19 protein-coding genes are annotated in these 17,400 nt (G+C 70.4%); 6 read left to right on the top strand and 13 right to left on the bottom strand.

All coding sequences use genetic code 11. The features are described from left to right. Window positions 1-136: 136 nt before the first annotated feature. The 3 genes from AC2SGK_RS00270 to AC2SGK_RS00280 are packed head-to-tail and all read left to right on the top strand — an operon-like array spanning window position 137 to window position 2,206. Window positions 137-655 carry a MarR family winged helix-turn-helix transcriptional regulator gene (locus AC2SGK_RS00270; RefSeq protein ID WP_488321877.1) on the top strand — a complete coding sequence of 173 codons (519 nt, stop codon included), beginning with the start codon at window positions 137-139 and terminating at the stop codon, window positions 653-655. Between the two features lie 7 nt (window positions 656-662). After that, window positions 663-1,367 (top strand): response regulator, encoded by a 705-nt coding sequence (locus AC2SGK_RS00275; protein ID WP_488321611.1) that lies wholly within the window; start codon window positions 663-665, stop codon window positions 1,365-1,367. Window positions 1,368-1,396: 29 nt separating this feature from the next. Next, window positions 1,397-2,206 (top strand): uracil-DNA glycosylase, encoded by an 810-nt coding sequence (locus tag AC2SGK_RS00280; protein WP_488321612.1) that lies wholly within the window; start codon window positions 1,397-1,399, stop codon window positions 2,204-2,206. Window positions 2,207-2,210: 4 nt separating this feature from the next. Here the strand turns inward: AC2SGK_RS00280 and AC2SGK_RS00285 are convergent, their stop codons facing one another. Further along, a complete protein-coding gene (locus AC2SGK_RS00285; protein WP_488321613.1) occupies window positions 2,211-3,041 on the bottom strand; it encodes a protein-disulfide reductase DsbD domain-containing protein in 831 nt (276 codons plus the stop codon). Window positions 3,042-3,143: 102 nt separating this feature from the next. Here AC2SGK_RS00285 and AC2SGK_RS00290 point away from each other — a divergent pair, with 102 nt between their 5' ends. Further along, on the top strand, window positions 3,144-3,758 hold the full coding sequence (locus AC2SGK_RS00290) for a YqgE/AlgH family protein (protein ID WP_488321614.1): 615 nt from the start codon (window positions 3,144-3,146) through the stop codon (window positions 3,756-3,758). 82 nt (window positions 3,759-3,840) lie between these two features. On the opposite strand, the gene map is transcribed toward AC2SGK_RS00290, so the two are convergent. Further along, entirely contained in the window at window positions 3,841-4,638 is a 798-nt protein-coding gene (gene map / locus AC2SGK_RS00295) for a type I methionyl aminopeptidase (RefSeq protein WP_488321615.1), read from the bottom strand. A gap of 102 nt (window positions 4,639-4,740) precedes the next feature. Between map and AC2SGK_RS00300 the strand changes: the two genes are divergently transcribed. After that, entirely contained in the window at window positions 4,741-5,481 is a 741-nt protein-coding gene (locus tag AC2SGK_RS00300) for a competence/damage-inducible protein A (protein ID WP_488321616.1), read from the top strand. Continuing rightward, window positions 5,478-6,197 carry a GNAT family N-acetyltransferase gene (locus tag AC2SGK_RS00305; RefSeq protein ID WP_488321617.1) on the top strand — a complete coding sequence of 240 codons (720 nt, stop codon included), beginning with the start codon at window positions 5,478-5,480 and terminating at the stop codon, window positions 6,195-6,197. The genes AC2SGK_RS00300 and AC2SGK_RS00305 overlap by 4 nt, the downstream gene beginning before the upstream one ends. Window positions 6,198-6,297: 100 nt before the next feature. On the opposite strand, the gene AC2SGK_RS00310 is transcribed toward AC2SGK_RS00305, so the two are convergent. The 11 genes from AC2SGK_RS00310 to AC2SGK_RS00360 form a co-directional block, all read right to left on the bottom strand. After that, window positions 6,298-7,119, bottom strand: a complete 822-nt coding sequence (locus tag AC2SGK_RS00310) for a tryptophan 2,3-dioxygenase (RefSeq protein ID WP_488321618.1) — start codon at window positions 7,117-7,119, stop codon at window positions 6,298-6,300. Further along, a complete protein-coding gene (locus AC2SGK_RS00315; protein WP_488321619.1) occupies window positions 7,116-8,729 on the bottom strand; it encodes an AMP-binding protein in 1,614 nt (537 codons plus the stop codon). The genes AC2SGK_RS00310 and AC2SGK_RS00315 overlap by 4 nt, the downstream gene beginning before the upstream one ends. A 10-nt stretch (window positions 8,730-8,739) precedes the next feature. After that, on the bottom strand, window positions 8,740-9,135 hold the full coding sequence (locus AC2SGK_RS00320; protein ID WP_488321620.1) for a RidA family protein: 396 nt from the start codon (window positions 9,133-9,135) through the stop codon (window positions 8,740-8,742). Next, on the bottom strand, window positions 9,128-9,517 hold the full coding sequence (locus tag AC2SGK_RS00325) for an acyl-CoA thioesterase (RefSeq protein ID WP_488321621.1): 390 nt from the start codon (window positions 9,515-9,517) through the stop codon (window positions 9,128-9,130). Before AC2SGK_RS00325 ends, AC2SGK_RS00320 begins: the two co-directional genes overlap by 8 nt. Further along, complete coding sequence (locus AC2SGK_RS00330; RefSeq protein ID WP_488321878.1) at window positions 9,514-10,644, bottom strand: acyl-CoA dehydrogenase family protein; 1,131 nt, start codon at window positions 10,642-10,644, stop codon at window positions 9,514-9,516. Before AC2SGK_RS00330 ends, AC2SGK_RS00325 begins: the two co-directional genes overlap by 4 nt. 50 nt (window positions 10,645-10,694) lie before the next feature. Beyond that, window positions 10,695-11,507, bottom strand: a complete 813-nt coding sequence (locus tag AC2SGK_RS00335) for an enoyl-CoA hydratase family protein (RefSeq protein ID WP_488321622.1) — start codon at window positions 11,505-11,507, stop codon at window positions 10,695-10,697. Further along, window positions 11,504-11,938, bottom strand: a complete 435-nt coding sequence (locus AC2SGK_RS00340) for a MarR family winged helix-turn-helix transcriptional regulator (RefSeq protein WP_488321623.1) — start codon at window positions 11,936-11,938, stop codon at window positions 11,504-11,506. The genes AC2SGK_RS00335 and AC2SGK_RS00340 overlap by 4 nt, the downstream gene beginning before the upstream one ends. Next, window positions 11,935-12,660, bottom strand: coding sequence for an SDR family NAD(P)-dependent oxidoreductase (locus AC2SGK_RS00345; RefSeq protein WP_488321624.1), 726 nt, complete (start codon window positions 12,658-12,660; stop codon window positions 11,935-11,937). Before AC2SGK_RS00345 ends, AC2SGK_RS00340 begins: the two co-directional genes overlap by 4 nt. Beyond that, a complete protein-coding gene (locus tag AC2SGK_RS00350) occupies window positions 12,657-14,936 on the bottom strand; it encodes a bifunctional salicylyl-CoA 5-hydroxylase/oxidoreductase (RefSeq protein WP_488321625.1) in 2,280 nt (759 codons plus the stop codon). Before AC2SGK_RS00350 ends, AC2SGK_RS00345 begins: the two co-directional genes overlap by 4 nt. A 42-nt stretch (window positions 14,937-14,978) precedes the next feature. Continuing rightward, entirely contained in the window at window positions 14,979-16,247 is a 1,269-nt protein-coding gene (locus AC2SGK_RS00355; RefSeq protein WP_488321626.1) for a DUF4202 family protein, read from the bottom strand. A gap of 121 nt (window positions 16,248-16,368) precedes the next feature. After that, window positions 16,369-17,391 (bottom strand): NAD(P)/FAD-dependent oxidoreductase, encoded by a 1,023-nt coding sequence (locus AC2SGK_RS00360; protein WP_488321627.1) that lies wholly within the window; start codon window positions 17,389-17,391, stop codon window positions 16,369-16,371. Between the last annotated feature and the right edge of the window lie 9 nt (window positions 17,392-17,400).

A 17,400-nucleotide genomic window follows, 5' to 3' on the forward strand; every position in this document is an offset into this window, starting at 1 on the left:
CCCGATTTTTCGATTCTTGCGCCTGTCAGGGCGGATTTGGCATGTTTGTTTCGCAAGATGCTTGACGGCTAGCAATCGCGGATTAGAAAGTCAACAACGCTGCCATATCGGACGACAGGGACAAGACGGGGACATGATGCAGGACAAGGCGCGCGTTCAGGCGATGGTGGGCGAGGATCTGCTGTTCCTGACCGACGACCAGCTGCGCCGCGGGATCGAGGCGATGTTCTTCGCCTATCGCGCCTTCACCGCCGATCCGGACATGATTCTGGCCGAGCTGGATTACGGCCGCGCCCATCACCGCGCGCTGCATTTCATCCATCGCGATCCGGGCCTGACGGTCACGGCGCTGCTGGCGGTGCTGGGCGTGACGAAACAGTCGCTGAACCGCGTCCTGCGCACGCTGATCGACGACGGCTTGGTCGAGAGCCGGGTCGGGCGGCGCGACCGGCGCGAGCGCCTGCTGCACCTGACTGCCGCCGGGACCGCGCTGGAACGGCGCCTGTCGGAGGCGCAGCGGGCGCGGATGCGCGCCGCCTATCGCCGCGCGGGGCCGCAGGCGGTCGCCGGTTTCCGGCAGGTGCTGGAAGCGATGATGGACCCCGAGACGCGGGCGCAGTATCAGGCGTTGAAGGACCTTCCCGAAGACCGCTGAGGCCGCCATGACGCAACCCGACTGCCACCTGCTGATCGTCGATGACGACGAACGCATCCGCGCGCTGCTGGGGCGGTTCCTGCGCAGGAACGGCTTTCTGGTCAGCATGGCGCGCGATGCGGCGCAGGCCCGCCGGCTGCTGGCGGGGCTGGAGTTCGACCTGATCGTGATGGACGTGATGATGCCCGGAGAGGACGGGCTGTCGCTGACCCGCGATCTGCGCACGCGCATCGACACGCCGATCCTGCTGCTGACCGCCAAGGGCGAGACCGAGGACCGCATCAGCGGGCTGGAGAGCGGGGCCGACGACTATCTGCCCAAGCCCTTCGAGCCGCGCGAGCTGCTGCTGCGCATCGCCGCCATCCTGCGCCGCGTGCCGGTGGTGGAGGTCGCCCAGCCCAAGTTCCTGACACTTGGCGCGCTGCGCTATGACACCGACAAGGGCGAGCTGTGGAACGGCGACGCGCCGTTGCGCCTGACCGGGACCGAGACCGCGCTGCTGCGCCGGCTGGCCGCCAGCCGCGGCCAGCCGGTCAGCCGGACCGAGCTGATCGAGGATCTGGGCCGCGGAACGGGCGACGAGGCCGAGGGCGGAGAGCGCGCCATCGACGTGCAGATCACCCGCCTGCGCCGCAAGATCGAGCCCGACCCGCGCGAGCCGCGTTTCCTGCAGACGGTGCGGGGCACGGGCTACATGCTGGTGGTGGACTAGGCCGCCCCGAGCGCCTAGCGTCGCCGCCCATGGACCAGCCGCGCTATCAGGGATTCGATCTGGACGCCGAGACGGCGCTGGCGCTGCTGGACTGGCAGCGCGAGATGGGGGCCGACCTGCCGGTGCTGGACACCCCCGTGGACCGGTTCGAGCTGCCCGCCCGCGTGGCGCCCATGGCGCCTGCGGCGGCGGCCCCCCCGCCGGCCGCCCGCCCCGATGACGCGGCTGACGCGACGGCCGCCCGCCTGGCCGAGGCCGAGGCGCTGGCCGCCGGGGCGCAGAGCCTGGCCGCCCTGGCCGAGGCGCAGGAAGGCTTCGACGGGATCGAGCTGAAGCGCGGCGCGCGGCGGTTCTGCTTCGCCGACGGCGATCCGCGCGCGCGCCTGCTGATCCTGGGCGAGGCGCCGGGCGACGAGGAGGACCGGCAGGGCCGTCCGTTCGTCGGGCGGGCGGGGCAGCTGCTGGACCGCATGTTCGGCGCCATCGGCCTCGCGCGCGACGCGGTGGATGCCGAACGCGCCTTCTATGTCACAAACGTCCTGGCCTGGCGGCCGCCCGGCAACCGCGATCCCAGCCCCGAGGAGATCGCGCTGAGCCTGCCCTTCGTGCGCCGCCATGTCGAACTGGCCGCGCCCGACCTGATCGTTCTGATGGGCAACATCGCCTGTCAGGCCGCGATTGGGCAGCGCGGCATCCTGCGCCTGCGCGGCGGGTGGGTGGAGGCCTTCGGCCGTCCGGCCCTGCCGATGACGCATCCGGCCTATCTGCTGCGCAACCCCGCGGCCAAGCGCGATGCCTGGGCGGACCTCCTGGCGCTGCAGGCGCGGCTGGAGGGCTGATCCGTCAGTCGGCGCAGCCGAGCGTCTCGATGGCGGGGCCGTCCTCGGGCAGCACGGTCAGGCGCAGCGCCTCGGGGTCCAGAACGAAGGGCTGGCCGGTGGGGGCGACCATCTTGACCACCGCCTCGGCGCCCGCGGGGCCGGGCCCGATATCGGCGGCCGAGACCCAGATCTCGGGCCGGTCGGTCAGCTCGACCGCGGCCAGGCGCGCCGCGCCGCCGGGCAGGTCCACCGCCACGCGCAGCCCGTCGGGAATGGGCGTGACCCGGCAGGCGGGCCGGGTCTCCAGGCGCTCGGGCTCCTGCGCCAGGGCGTCGGTGATGGCGGGATCGGGGTCCGGGCCGGGCGGCGGCGCCTCCAGCGACAGGCTGGCGGGAACGCAGATGTCCTGGCAGAGCCCGATCTCGATCAGGCCGCGGACGGTCACGGGGCGTGCCGGGTCGGCGGGGCGCGCGGTCAGCGGCAGGACCAGCCGGTCGTGATAGCCCATCTCCAGCACCTCGCCCGAACGGATCGGCTCGGGCGCGGGCCAGTGCGGGGTCATCCCGGCTAGGTTCTCCGAGCCGCTCCAGTCCAGATGCGGCGGCAGGCCGGTGTCGCCGGGGCTGCGCCAATAGGTCTTCCATCCCGGCTCCAAGAGCAGCTCCAGCGCCAGGACGCGATCGCCCGCGGCATCGGTCCAGCCGGGCAGCAGACGCGCGGCCCGCAGCCCCGGCGGCAGCGGATCGGCGGCGGGTGCCGCGACCGGCAGCGATCGCGGCAGGGCGGGATCGGACGCGGCCGGCAGGGCGGCGGCCAGGCAGGCAAGCGCGGTCAGGGTGATGATGCGGATCATGCCCCGTCCTAGCGTCTGGCGCGGGGCCGCGGAAAGTCACAAATCCGCGCGGGTCTTGCAACCCTTTGCGGCCGTGCCGATTTGTCATCAAAAGGAGACATGATGCGCCGCATATCCGACATCCCTGCCTCCGGCCGTGACGGCGAGGCGTCCGACGCGAACCTGACCGGCAAGATCCTGATCGCCATGCCCAGCATGAGCGACCCGCGATTCGAGCGGTCCGTCGTGCTGGTCTGCGCCCATTCCGAGGACGGGGCGATGGGGCTGGTCCTGAACCGGCCGCTGCCCGAGATCGGCTTTGACGAGCTGCTGGCGCAGCTGGGCATCACCGCCGACGACAACATGCGCCGCATCGAGGTGCGCTTCGGCGGCCCTGTCGAGCCGGGGCGCGGCTTCGTGCTGCACAAGGTGGCCGAGCATGACGACGACCCGGAGGGGCGGCTGCGCATCGGGCAGGGGCTGGCGATGACGACGACGCGCGACATCCTGATGGACTTGGCCCATGGCGACGGCCCGGCGCAGGCGGTCCTGTCCCTGGGCTATGCCGGATGGGGACCGGGCCAGCTGGAGAGCGAGATGCTGGCCAATGGCTGGCTGACGGGCGAGGGGGCGGAGGACCTGATCTTCGACGCCACGCATGACGACAAGTGGCAGCGCGCGCTCAGGGCGCAGGGGATCGATCCGTCGCTGCTGTCGGCGGCGGCAGGACACGCCTGAGCGCCTGCGTCCCGCGCCGGCCCGGGGGGCCCCACCCCCCGGACCCCCCGGGGCGGAGGACGCCAAGCGGGCCGGGTGCGGTTCAGTCGAACTGCGGGAAGAACCGGTCAGAGGGGGTGAAGATTTCGCACCCGTCGGCCGTCACTCCGATCGAGTGTTCGAACTGCGCGGACAGCGACTTGTCCCGCGTCACCGCGGTCCAGTCGTCGGCCAGGACCTTCGTCTCCGGGCGGCCCAGGTTGATCATCGGCTCGATGGTGAAGAACATGCCCTCCTCCAGCACCGGGCCTTTGCCCGCGCGTCCAAAATGCAGCACGTTCGGCGGCGCATGGAACACCCGCCCGATCCCGTGGCCGCAGAAGTCGCGCACCACCGACATCCGCCGTTCCTCGGCATAGGTCTGGATCGCCGCGCCGATGTCGCCGAAGGTCGCGCCGGGGCGCACAGCCTCGATGCCCTTCATCAGCGCGTCATGCGTGACCTGCAGCAGCCGCTGCGCCTTGAGCGACGGCTTGCCCGCCACATACATCCGGCTGGTGTCGCCGAACCATCCGTCCAGGATCACCGTCACGTCGATGTTCAGGATGTCGCCGTCCTTGAGGCTCTTGTCGCCCGGAATGCCGTGACAGACCACGTGGTTCACGCTGATGCAGCTGGCATGCTGATAGCCGCGATAGCCGATCGTGGCCGAGGTCGCGCCCAGCTCCGCCACCCGGCCCCGGATGAAATCGTCCAGCGCGGCGGTGGTGACGCCCGGTGCGACCATCGGCCCCACCTCGTCCAGGATCCGCGCGGCCAAGGCGCCCGCCGCCCGCATGCCTGCGAAATCCCCGGGCATGTGCAGGCGGATGCCTTCCCTCGTGATACGGCCTTCGTCCATCGCTGATCCTTTCTGTCTGCCGCCCTAGATAGAGGCGCGCGCCCACTTGTTCCAGCCCCGGCTGCGGGCATAGATGGGGCGCGACACCCAAGGGAGAGCCTGATGCAGTCCGACAACCCCACAGCCGCCATCCTGGTCATCGGCGACGAGATCCTGTCCGGCCGCACACGCGAAGGGAACGCCCATCACCTGGCCCAGGTGCTGACCGCGACCGGCATCGACCTGCAGGAGATCCGCGTCGTGGCCGACGACACCGACCGCATCGTCGACGCGATCCGCGCGCTGGACGGGACCCTGGGCGGGGCCTACGACCTGCTCTTCACCTCCGGCGGCATCGGGCCCACGCATGACGACATCACCGCCGATGCCGTGGCCGCCGCCCATGGCACCACGGTCGAGGTCAACCCCACCGCCCGCGCCCTGCTGCAGGAGCGCTGCGACCGCATGGGGGTCGAATTGAACGAGAACCGCCTGCGCATGGCCCGCATCCCCGTGGGCGCGACGCTGATCGACAATGCCGTCTCGGCCGCGCCCGGCTTCTCCATCGGTGCGACCCATGTGATGGCGGGTGTCCCCGAGGTCTTCCGCGCCATGGTCGCCTGGCTGATCCCGCAGCTGCCCGTGGGCCGCCCGGTGCAATCCCTGACCGTCGAGGTCCGCCGCGGCGAGAGCGAGGTGGCCGAGGACCTCAAGGCCGTCGCAGCCGAATATGCCGACCTGTCCCTGGGGTCCTATCCGTTCCGCGACGACACGGGCTGGGGGACGAACCTGGTCGTGCGGGGCCTGGATGCCGCCCGCGTCGATCAGGCCATGGCCGCGCTGCGCGGACGCATCGGTCTGTGAGGCCCGACCCCGATCTGGCCGCCGCCTTCGAGGCGACCTGGCCCGCGTTCGAGACCGTCCGCTGCGGCGGCTTCCTGGTCGGGCGGGGCGCAGGCGCGGGCGGGCGGGTCAGCTCGGCCGTCGCGGTCGGTCCGTGGGCGGAGGCCGATATCGACGCCGCCTGTGCGCGGCATGCCGCATGGGACCAGCCGCCGCTGTTCCGGGCTTGGGATGACGACACGGACCTGATCGCCGCCCTGACTGCCCGGAGCATGGGCGCGCATATCCCGACCCTGGTCATGGCCGCGCCCATCGCCGCGCTGACCGACCGGCCGATCCCGCCCGTCACCGCCTTCGCCATCTGGCCTCCTCTTGCGATCCAGCGTCAGATCTGGGGCGCGGGCAATATCACCCCCGCAAGACAGGCCGTGATCGACCGCTTGCCCCTGCCCAAGGCCGCCCTCCTGGGCCGCATCCGGGACCGCGCCGCCGGCGCAGGCTTCGTCGCGCTGCATGACCGCACCGCCATGGTCCATGCGGTGGAGGTCCTGCCTGCCTTCCGCCGCCAAGGCATTGCCGGATGGATGATGCGCCAGGCAGCCCAATGGGCGCAGGATCTCGGCGCCACGCGCATCGGCCTGGCCGTCAGCCGTGCGAACACCGCAGCCCAAGTTACCTATGCCAGCCTCGGCTTCACGGTCCAAGGCAGCTACGCCTATTACGGCCCCGCCGCCTGAGCCACCGGACCGACCGCGCCCGGACCGCAGGTCCGGGCGCCACCGACGGCCGCGACCCCGGCCCGTCAGGGCCGGTCAGGCGCGGCCGTCCGCCCCTGCCTCACAGCTCGGTCCGCAGCTCCCACAGGTCCGGGAACAGCACCACGTCCAGCATCCGCCGCAGATAGGTCACCCCCGACGTGCCCCCCGATCCGCGCTTGAAGCCGATGATCCGCTCCACCGTCGTCACATGGTTGAACCGCCAGCGGCGGAAGTAATCCTCGAAATCGACCAGCTTCTCGGCCAGCTCATACAGCTCCCAATAGCGGCCCGGGTTGCGATAGACCTCGGCCCAGGCCGTCCGCGCCGCCGCATCCGGCGCATGGGGCGCGTCCAGCGCCGTGCGCGCCGCCACGTCGAACCCCGCCGCCCGCAGCCGCCCCAGAACCTCATCGTAGAGCGACGGCCGCGCGGCCTCCGCCCGCAGCGCATCAGCCAGGTCGGGGCGATGCGCATGGGGCGCGATCATCGCCATGTTGCGGTTGCCCGCGACGAATTCGATCATCCGGTACTGATGCGACTGGAACCCGCTGCTCTCGGCCAGCGCCGGGCGGAAGGTCGAATATTCCGATGGCGTCATGGTGCGCAAAACGTCCCAGGCCGAATTCAGCTGCTCCATGATCCGCGCCACGCGGGTCAGCATCTTGAACGCGGGGCGCAGGTCGCCCGCAGCGATCCGTTCCCGCGCCGCCCCCATCTCCAGCAGGGCCAGCTTCATCCACAATTCGGACGTCTGGTGCTGGATGATGAACAGCATCTCGTCATGCGCATCCGACAGCGGCGCTTGCGCCGTCAGCAGCCGGTCCAGCCCCAGATAATCGCCATAGGACATGCGCCCGTCGAAGGACATGCGCGCGCCTTCCTGTGCAGGGTCGATGGTCATTGCTTCAGTCTGAACCTCTGGATCTTGCCGGTCTGGGTCTTGGGCAGGGCGTCGCAAAAGACCACCCGGCGGGGATATTTGAAGGGCGCGATCGCATCCTTCACATGCCGCTGCAACCGCTCCGCCGTCGCGGTGTCGGGGGCGACGCCCGGCGCCAGAACCACATGCGCCTCGACGATCTGGCCGCGCTCCAGGTCCGGCGCGCCGATCACCGCGCATTCCAGCACGTCCGCATGCGCCAGCAGCGCCGCCTCCACATCCGGCCCCGCGATGTTGTAGCCCGACGACACGATGATGTCGTCGCAGCGCGCCGCGAAATGGAACCGCCCGTCCTCGTCCTGCCAGAAAGTGTCGCCGGTCAGGTTCCAGCCGCCCTGCACATACTCCGCCTGCCGCGCATCGTTCAGATAGCGGCAGCCGGTCGGCCCGATCACCGCCAGCCGCCCCATCTCTCCGCGCGGCACCTCCTGTCCCGCATCGTCCACGATCCGCGCGCGATATCCCTGCACGGGCCGCCCGGTGCAGCCCGGATGGCTGTCGTCCAGCCGGTTGGTCAGGAAGATGTGCAGCATCTCGGTCGCGCCGATCCCGTCCAGCATCGGCTTGCCGGTGCGGTCGTGCCAATCCTGCCAGATGGGCGCAGGCAGGGTCTCTCCGGCGCTGATCGCCACGCGCAGGCTGGACAGGTCCGCCCCTTGGTCCATCGCGCGCAGCATCACCCGGTACGCCGTGGGCGCGGTCACGCAGATCGTGGCGCGGTGGTGTTCGATGATCTCGATCATGTTCGGCGGCGAGGCGTTCTCCAGCAGCACCGCGCTGGCCCCGAAGCGCAGCGGGAACACCGCCAGCCCGCCCAGCCCGAAGGTGAAGGCCAGCGGCGGCGACCCCACGAAGACGTCGTCCGGCGTCACCCCCAGCACCTCGCGCGCATAGCCGTCGGCGATGATCAACAGGTCGCGGTGGAAATGCATCGTGGCCTTGGGCTCGCCCGTCGACCCCGAGGTCATGCCCAGCAGCGCCACGTCATCCCGCCCGGTCCGCACCGCCTCGAAGCGCACCGGTTTCGTCAGCGCCGCCCGGTCCAGCTCCGCGTCGTGGTTCGCGGTTCCGTCGAACCCCACCACCGTGGTCAGCGTGGCCGACCCCTTGGCCGCCGCCACCAGCTCATCCATCAGGCGCGTGTCGCACAGCGCATGCGTCACCTGCGCCTTGTCGATGATCTGGGACAGCTCCTTGGCGCGAAGCATGGGCATGGTGTTCACCACCACCGCCCCCGCCTTGGTCGCGGCCAGCCAGCAGGCGACCATCGCGGGGTTGTTGGCCGACCGGATCAGCACCCGGTTGCCCGGCCGCAGCCCGTAATCCGCGACCAGCGCATGGGCCAGCCGGTTGGTCCAGTCCGACAGCTCCTTGTAGGTCCGCGCCCGCCCGTTGCCGACCAGCGCCACCCGGTCCCCGAAGCCGCGATCGACCATGCGGTCGGTCAGCTCCGCCCCCGCGTTCAGCCAGTCGGGATAGTCGTATCCGGACAGGTCGATCCGCGGCCAGGCCTCCGGCGGGGGCAGGTTGTCGCGCGTGAAGCTGTCCTCGTGCCCGCTTGGTCCCAGCATGATCGTCCCCCTATTCCGGCACCACGGCCGTGGCCTCGATCTCGACCTTGGCGCGGTCCTCGACCAGCGCCACGACCTGCACCAGCGCCATGGCCGGGTAATGCCGCCCGATCACGTCGCGATAGGCCGCCCCCACCGCGCGCAGCGCGCCCAGATATTCGTGCTTGTCGGTGACATACCAGGTCAGCCGCACCAGATGCTCCGGCCCCGCGCCGCCTTCCGCCAGGACCGCCACGATGTTCTCCAGCACCTGCCGGACCTGGCCCGCGAAATCGTCGGTCTGAAAGACCTGATCCGCGTCCCAGCCTACCAACCCGCCGGTGAAGATCATCCGCCCCCGCGCCATGATGCCGTTGGCATAGCCCGAGGCGCGCTTCCACGTCGCCGGATGCAGGGGTTCATGCATGATGCGCCTCCAGGGTCTGTCGCATGGCGTCGGGCCAGGGCGAGGGGGTGAAGTCGCGCTCCATCCAGACCACCGTGGTCCGCGCCTCGACCCGGTCCTCGCCGCGCACCAGAAAGCGCGCGCTGGACCGGCCCAGATGCTCGACCACCAGCGTCCAGTCCAGCCGGTCGCCAAGCCGCGCGGGCTTGCGGAACGCCATCTCTAGCGCGACAGTGGGCATGCCCTGGCCCGCCGCCATCATCGGCCCGAACCCATGCCCCACGACCTCCAGGAAGAAGTTCTCCACCATGTGGTTCACCATCTCCGCATAGCGGGGATAGAAGACGATCCCCGCCGGGTCGCAGTGGCAGAACTCGATGGGGATGGTGCGGGTATAGGTCATGCGCCCTCCAGGATGCTGCGGGCGATGACGACGCGCTGCACGTCGCTGGCCCCCTCATAGATGCGCAGGGCGCGGATCTCGCGGTAGAGGCTCTCGACCGTGCTGCCCGTCCGCACGCCGTCGCCGCCATGCAGCTGGACGGCCTGGTCGATGACCTCCTGCGCGATCTCGGTCGCGTACAGCTTGGCCATCGCCGCCTCGCGCGTGATGCGGGGCGCGCCCTGGTCCTTGGCCCAGGCCGCGCGATAGATCAGCAGGGCGGCGGCGTCGATCTTCAGCGCCATGTCGGCCAGATGCCCCTGGACCATCTGCAGCTCGGCCATCGGCGCGCCCTGGATCTGGCGCGACCGCACCCGCGCCAGCGCCTCGTCCAGCGCGCGACGCGCAAAGCCCAGGGCCGCAGCCCCGACCGTGGGGCGGAAATGATCCAGCACCGTCATGGCGATGCGGAAACCCTGTCCCGACTGCCCGATCAGCGCCCCCCCCGGCAGCCGCACCCCGGTCAGCCGCAGATGCGCCAATGGATGAGGTGCCATCACGTCGATGCGACCGACCACCTCCAGCCCCGGCGTGTCCGCAGGCAGCAGGAAGGCCGACAGTCCCCGCGCGCCCGGCGCCTCTCCGGTCCGCGCCACGATCACATAGACATCCGCGATCCCGCCGTTCGAGATATAGGTCTTTTCCCCGTCCAGCACCCACCCGTCGCCATCCCGCCGCGCCGTGGTCGCCAGCCGCGCCACGTCCGACCCCGAGGCAGGCTCGGTCAGCGCAAAGCCCGAAATCGCCCGGCCCGCCCGCGTCCGCTCCAGCCATGCCCGCTGAGGCCCGCTGCCGAACAGCGTCACCGCCCCCATGCCCAGGCCCTGCATGGCGAAGGCGAAATCCGCCAACCCGTCATGGCGCGCCAGCGTCTCGCGGATCAGGCACAGCGCGCGCACGTCCAGCGCCTCGCCCCCCGAATGCGCCAGCCAGCCGCCATCGCCAAGCGCCCGCACCAGCCCCCGGCAGGCCCCATCCACATCGCCGTGATCCACCGGCAGCGCGCCTGCGGCCCAATCCTCCAGCCCCTGGGCCAGCGCGCGATGCCTGTCCTCGAAGAACGGCCAGTCCAGAAAGCTGCGATCCATCTTCTTCTTCACCCAAATATCCCGGGGTCCGGGGCAGAGCCCCGGTTCCCTCAGTTGCCCTCGAAGGCCGGCGTCTCCTTGGCGACGAAGGCCCGATAGGCCCGCTCGAAATCGCGCGTGGTCATGCAGATGGCCTGGGCCTGCGCCTCGGCCTCGATCGCCTGGTCCAGACCCATGGTCCATTCCTGCAACAGCTGCGTCTTGGTGATCCCATGCGCCCAGGTGGGCCCCGCCGCGATCGCCCGCGCCAGATCCATCGCCGCGGCAAAGACGTCGTCATGCAGGCTGTTCCAGAACCCCCACCGCTCGCCCTCCTCGGCGCGCAGCACGCGGCCGGTGTAAAGCAGCTCCGTCGCCCGCCCCTGTCCCACGATGCGGGGCAGCATCGCGCAGGCGCCCATGTCGCAGCCCGCAAGCCCCACCTTGGTAAACAGGAACGCGGCCTTGGCCGAGGGCGCGGCCAGCCGCAGGTCGCTGGCCATGGCCATGATCGCGCCCGCGCCGACGCAGATCCCCTCGACCGCGGCGATCACCGGCTTGCCGCAATGGATCATCGCGCGGACCAGCTCTCCGGTCATGCGGGTGAAGGCCAGAAGCTGCGGCATCTCCATCCCGACCAGCGGGCCGATGATCTCGTGCACGTCGCCGCCCGAACAGAAATTCCCGCCATTAGAGGCGAGCACCACCACATCCACATCCGACGCATGGGCCAGCATGCGGAAACACGCCCCCAGTTCGGCATAGCTGTCGAAGGTCAGGGGGTTCTTGCGTTCGGGGCGGTTCAGGCGGATCACCGCGATGCGGTCCGTGACCTCCCACAGGAAATGTTCGGGCGCCAGATCGGCCATGGGGACGGGTTTCATTCGGGCCTCCCGGCGCGGGACAGGATGTCGCGCAGCGCCTCCAGATCGGTTTCGGACAGACGGCCCAGGATCGCGTCGACCTCGGCCTCATGGCCCAAGGCCATGATCTCGAACGCCTCCAGCCCCTCTGGCGTCAGGCGCACGCGGATGCGGCGGCGGTCGCCGTCCTCGGCCTCGCGCCGGGCCATGCCGTCGGCCTCCAGTCGGTCGACGACCGCCGTGGCATTGCCGTTCGACACCAGCAGCAGGCGCGACAGCTCGGACATGGTCACGCCCTCGCGTTTGCGCCACAGCGCCGCCATCACGTCGAAGCGGGGCAGGGTTGTGCCATGCGCGCGGCGCAGATAGTCGCGCAGGTGGTTCTCGGCCCCCCGCGTGACGCCCAGAAGGCGGATCCAAGTCTTCAGCCGCCGCTTGGACAGGTCGGTCATGCGCTCTCGCCCCCGTCGAGGACGATGGCCTGGCCGTTCACCCCCGCCGCCGCGTCCGAGGCCAGCCACAGCGCCGCGCCGGTCACCTCAGCGGGCGCGATCAGGCGGCCCTGCGGATTGCGCGCGGTCAGCGCGGCCAGCGCCGCGTCGCGGTCGCGCCCGGTCTTGGCCATGATCCCGTCCAGCGTGCGGCCGGTCATCTCTGTGTCCAGATAGCTGGGGCAGATGGCGTTGGCGGTGATCCGCTTCGACGCCACCTCCAGCGCGATCGACCGCACCAGCCCCATCACCCCGTGCTTGCTGGCCGCATAGGCCGAGGCATAGGCCGCCCCCCGCAGCCCCGCCGCCGAGGACACCGCGATCAGCCGCCCGCCCGGTCCCATCTGCGACAGCGCCTGCCGAAAGGTCAGGAAGACCCCCGTCAGGTTGACCGCCATGATGCGGTTGAACTGGTCCAGCGTGGTGCGGGCAAAGGGCGCGGCCTCGGCGATGCCGGCATTGGCGATGACCACCTGGCAGGGACCAGCGGCGTCGAATACGGCGCGCACCTGATCCTCGTCGCTGACATCGCCCGGCACGGCGCGGATCAGGCCGCCCGCCACCGCCTCCAGCCTGGCGGCGTCGCGCCCGGTGATGACGACTTCATGGCCTTGGGCCGCAAAGGCGCGGGCCATGTCGGCGCCCGTGCCGCTGCCCCCGCCGGTGATCAGGACACGGGTCATGCGCGGATCTCCTCGGCCTGCTTCTGGGCCAGTCGCCGCGCCTGATCGCGGCCCGCGTGATAGGGCAGGGGCCAGTCCGCCCCGTCGCCAAGCGCCGTCGCCGCATGCAGCGTCCAATAGGGATCGGCCAGATGCGGCCGTCCGATGGCCACCAGATCGGCGCGCCCGGCCATCAGGATGCCATTGGCCTGATCCGCATCGGTGATGTTGCCCACCGCCATCGTGGCCAGCCCCGCCTGGTTGCGGATGCGGTCCGAGAAGGGCGTCTGGAACATCCGCCCATAGACGGGTCGCGCCTCGGGCGTCGTCTGACCTGCCGAGACGTCGATGATATCCGCCCCCGCCGCATGGAACGCCCGCGCAATGGCGACCGACTCCTCGGGCGTCACGCCGTCCTCGGTCCAGTCCGTGGCCGAGATGCGTACCGACATCGGCTTGTCGTCCGGCCATACGGCGCGCATGGCGGTGAAGACCTCCAGCGGCCAGCGCAGGCGCTTCTCCAGGCTGCCGCCATAGTCATCCGTCCGCCGGTTCGACACCGGCGACAGGAAGCCCGACAGCAGATAGCCATGCGCCGCATGCAGCTCGATCATGTCGAAGCCCGCCGCATCGGCCATGCGGGTGGCGGCCACGAACTGTTCGGTCACCGCCTCCATGTCGGCGCGGGTCATCTCCTGCGGGACGGCATTGCCGTCGGACCAGGGCAGGGCGGAGGCCGCCATGATCGGCCAGTTGCCCTCCGCCAGCGGCCGGTCCATCCCCTCCCATCCGATGCGGGTGGAGCCCTTGCGACCCGAATGGCCGATCTGGCAGCAGATCTTCGCATCCGTCTCGGCATGGACAAAATCGGTGATCCGTCGCCAGGCCGCCTGGTGCTCGGGCGCATAGAGGCCCGGACAGCCCGGCGTTATGCGACCCTCTGCGGAAACGCAGGTCATCTCGGTAAAGACCAAACCCGCGCCGCCCTTGGCGCGTTCGCCGTAATGGACCAGATGCCAGTCGGTCGGGCAGCCGTCCTGCGCCTTGTACTGCGCCATGGGCGAGACGACGATGCGGTTCTTCAGCGCCATGTCGCGCAGGCGGAAGGGGGCGAAGATCGGCGCACGGCCCGGCTGGCCGCCGGCCTGCCGCTGGAACCAGTCCTCGGCCTCGCGCACCCAATCGGGGTCGCGCAGGCGTAGGTTCTCATGCCCGATGCGCTGGCTGCGGGTCAGCAGGGAATAGGTGAATTGGATCGGGTCCAGGTCCAGGTAACGCTCGACCTCCTCGAACCATTCCAGGCTGTTGCGGGCCGCCGATTGCAAGCGCAGCACCTCGATGCGCCGTTCCTCCTGATAGCGTTCGAAGGCGCGGGGCAGGTCGGGTTCGGAATGCAGATAGTCCGCCAGCGCGATGGCGCTGTCCAAGGCCAGCCGCGTGCCGGACCCGATCGAGAAATGCCCCGTCGCCGCCGCATCGCCCATCAGCACCACGTTCTCATGATACCAGCGGTCGCAGATGACGCGGGGAAAGTTCATCCAGACGGCCGAACCGCGCAGATGCGCCGCGTTCGACATCAGGTCATGACCGCCCAGATGGTCCGCGAAGACCGCGCGGCAGGTCTCGACGATCTGCTCCTTGGACATGGCCTCGAAGCCCATCGCGTCCCAGGTCTCCTGCGCGCATTCCACGATGAAGGTCGCGGTGTCGGCGTCGAAGGAATAGACATGCGCCCAGAGCCAGCCCTGGGGCGTCTTTTCGAAGATGAAGGTGAAGGCGTCGTCGAATTTCTGTTTGGTGCCCAGCCAGACGAACTTGCAGCGGCGCATGTCGATATCGGGGCGGAACACGTCCGCATACTCCGTGCGGACCTTGCTGTTCAGCCCGTCGCAGGCGACGACCAGGTCGTAATTGCGGCGATACTGTTCGGCGGTCTGGAACTCGGTCCGGAATTGCAGGTCCACGCCCAGCTCCCGCGCGCGCTCCTGCAGCAGGATCAGCAGCTGCCGCCGCCCGATCCCCGCAAATCCGTGCCCGCCCGAGACCTGCCGGTGGCCGTCGCGGATGACCGCGATATCGTCCCAATAGATGAAGTGGTCGCGGATCGCCTGGGCCGAGGACGGGTCGTTGCGTTTCAGCCGCGACAGGGCGTCGTCGGAGAGCACCACGCCCCATCCGAAGGTGTCGCCCGCGCCGTTGCGCTCCAGCACGGTGACGTCATGCGACGGATCGCGCAGCTTCATAGAGATCGCGAAGTAAAGGCCCGCAGGCCCGCCGCCCAGACAGAGAATCTTCATCCCGTGCCACCTCCTGCGATGCAGGCTGGCACGGGTCCGAAATCATTTCAAGCTTGAAACTTCTTTGGCGATGGAGGCTGCGATCATCGCGGGCACTTCGGGCGCGAGGCCCACCGGGTCCAGGCGCGGGCCGGTGAAGCCCGCCTGATCCAGCGCCTGCGGCAGGTCGTCCAGCACATGTTCGGCCCTGAGCGCGAAAAGCGGCAGGCTGATGGCGCGGTCGAGGCCGCGGGCGGCGTCGGCGATGAAGGGCTCCTGTTCGACGAAGCCCGCGACCACGCGGGCGAAATGCGGCGCGATGCGGGCGGCCAGCGCCATGGTGATGTCATGGCTGGCCTGCCCGCGCTGCGATCCGTGCGCCGACAGCAGCAGCGTCGTGTCGGACAGCGCCCAGCCTTGGGCCTCCGCCGCCTGTCGCGCCTTTTCGACGACCAGCGCGTCGAGGCCGGGATCGGTGCCGAAGGGGCGCATGATATGCGCGCCCGGCGCGCCGGCCTGGGTCAGACGGCGGGGAAGTTCGATCCCGGTAAACCAGCCCTCGGCCATGAACATCGGATAGATGATGGAGTCGCTGCGGCAGGTGCGGGGCAGGGCCTCGGGGTCGGCGAGCGTCGCGCCCAGCACCTCGACGCCCGGCGCGTGGCCCGCGACCTGGGCGGCCAGCGCCTCGATGGCGGCCTGCTGGGGGGCGGGGTCGCCGGGCTGGCCATGCGAGACGATGACGGCGCGCGACAGGGTCTGCGGCTGGTCGGCGTCGTGGAAATACTGCGCGAGCGCCTCGGGCATGGGGAATTCGGCTAGGGCGCGGACGCGGGCCTCGGCGGACATCTTGCGGGCGGTCTTCTCGATGATGCGGGGGATCTTGTGGTCGGGCTGTTCGGCCATGAAATCGCCCAGATACCAGCGGATGAAGGTGAAGCAGATCACATCCTCCAGCGCCTGCACCTGCGGGTCGCGCTTGAGGCCCTGTTTCGTCAGCATCTTCCGCGCGCGATCGATGTCACTGGTGCCGTAGCCCGCATCGGCCATGATGCCCGCGATGCGGTCGGCGTGACGGCGGCCCTGTTCCTGGCGCCAAGCCAGATAGCCGGGGCGGTTCATCGGATAGTCGCTCCGCGGCAGCAGCCAGCGTTCGACATGCTGGCCCCGGCAGGCGATGCGCAGAACGTCGTCGGCGTCGGGGAACAGGCGCTGCTGTTCGGCCGTCATGCGCTGGCCATAGAGGAGGTTCGCCGGGGTGTCTCCGTCCAGGTTCGGGTCCTGCGCATTGGCGGCGTCGATGGCGGTGAAGGCATGGTCGAGGCGGGTCATGGCGGGCTCCGGTGGTTCGGGTCGAGTGTGCGCGGAGGGCGCCCGGTTGGCAAGCGGGCAGGGGGGCGCTGCCCCCCGTCCTGCGGACTCCCCCCGGGATATTTTCGTGAAGAAGAAGGGGTCAGGGGAGGGCGAAGAGGTCGGGGATGTCGGTGCGGTCGTCGAGCAGGATATTCGTCGCGAGGTCGGCGATCAGGGGGGCCATGCCGAAGCCGATCTTGAAGCCGCCATTCGCGATCAGGTGGCCGGGGCGGCCGGGCCAAGGCGCGAGGATTGGTGCGCGCGAGCGGGCGCGGGGGCGCAGGCCCGCCCAGATGTCGAGGACCGGCGCGTCCGCGAGCGTCGGGCAGATCGCGACGGCGCGGGCCAGCAGGTTCCGGGCCTGATGGTCGGGATCGGGGTGGTCCCAGGTGTTTTCCGAGGTCGAGCCGATGGCCGTGGTGCCGTCCGCATGGGGCACGATGTGCAGCCCGTCGGCGAAGACCTGCGGGCTGTCCGGGGCGGCATGGGCCAGGAGCAGCGACTGACCCTTGACCCCCTGGCCGATCCTGCGGTCCAGCGCCGTGTTCAGCGCCATGAGGCCCGGCGTGCCGGTGGCCCAGAGCGTGGGCGCGTGATCCTCGGGGGCGGGGGTGCCCTCCAGGATCTCGACCCCGGCGGCGCGCAGGGCCTGCGCCAGGGCCGCAAGCGCCGCGCGCGGGTTCAGGCGTGCCGTCAGCCCGTCCAGCAGCCAGACGCCCGTGGGGCTGTCGGGGATCAGCGCGGCCCGGGGGGTGTGCGTCAGCGCCATTCCCAGGCCCCGCGGCCAGTGCCGCGCGGCGCCCTCGATGCGGGCCTGCGGGGCGGCCGGGTCGGTGACGGGCTGCAGCCGCCCGGTGCGGCCGTAGCCGCTGGAGAGGCCGGAGGCGGCCTCGACCTCGGCCCAGAAGTCGGGGGCGGAGAGGAGGCTGTCCAGCTGCAGCTGCTTCTTGGGGTTCCAGCCGTCGGGCGCGTGCGGGGCCAGCGCGCCGACATGCCCGCCCGACGACCCCGCGCCGATGTGGCGGGCCTCGAAGACGCGCACCGCCGCGCCGCGCCGCGCCAGCGCCCAGGCCGCGGACAGGCCGAAGATGCCCGCCCCCGCCACATGGATGACCCTTGCCAAAGCCGCGTC

It is taken from the genome of Paracoccus sp. NIOT.M2S5SZ12 (genome assembly GCF_057748165.1).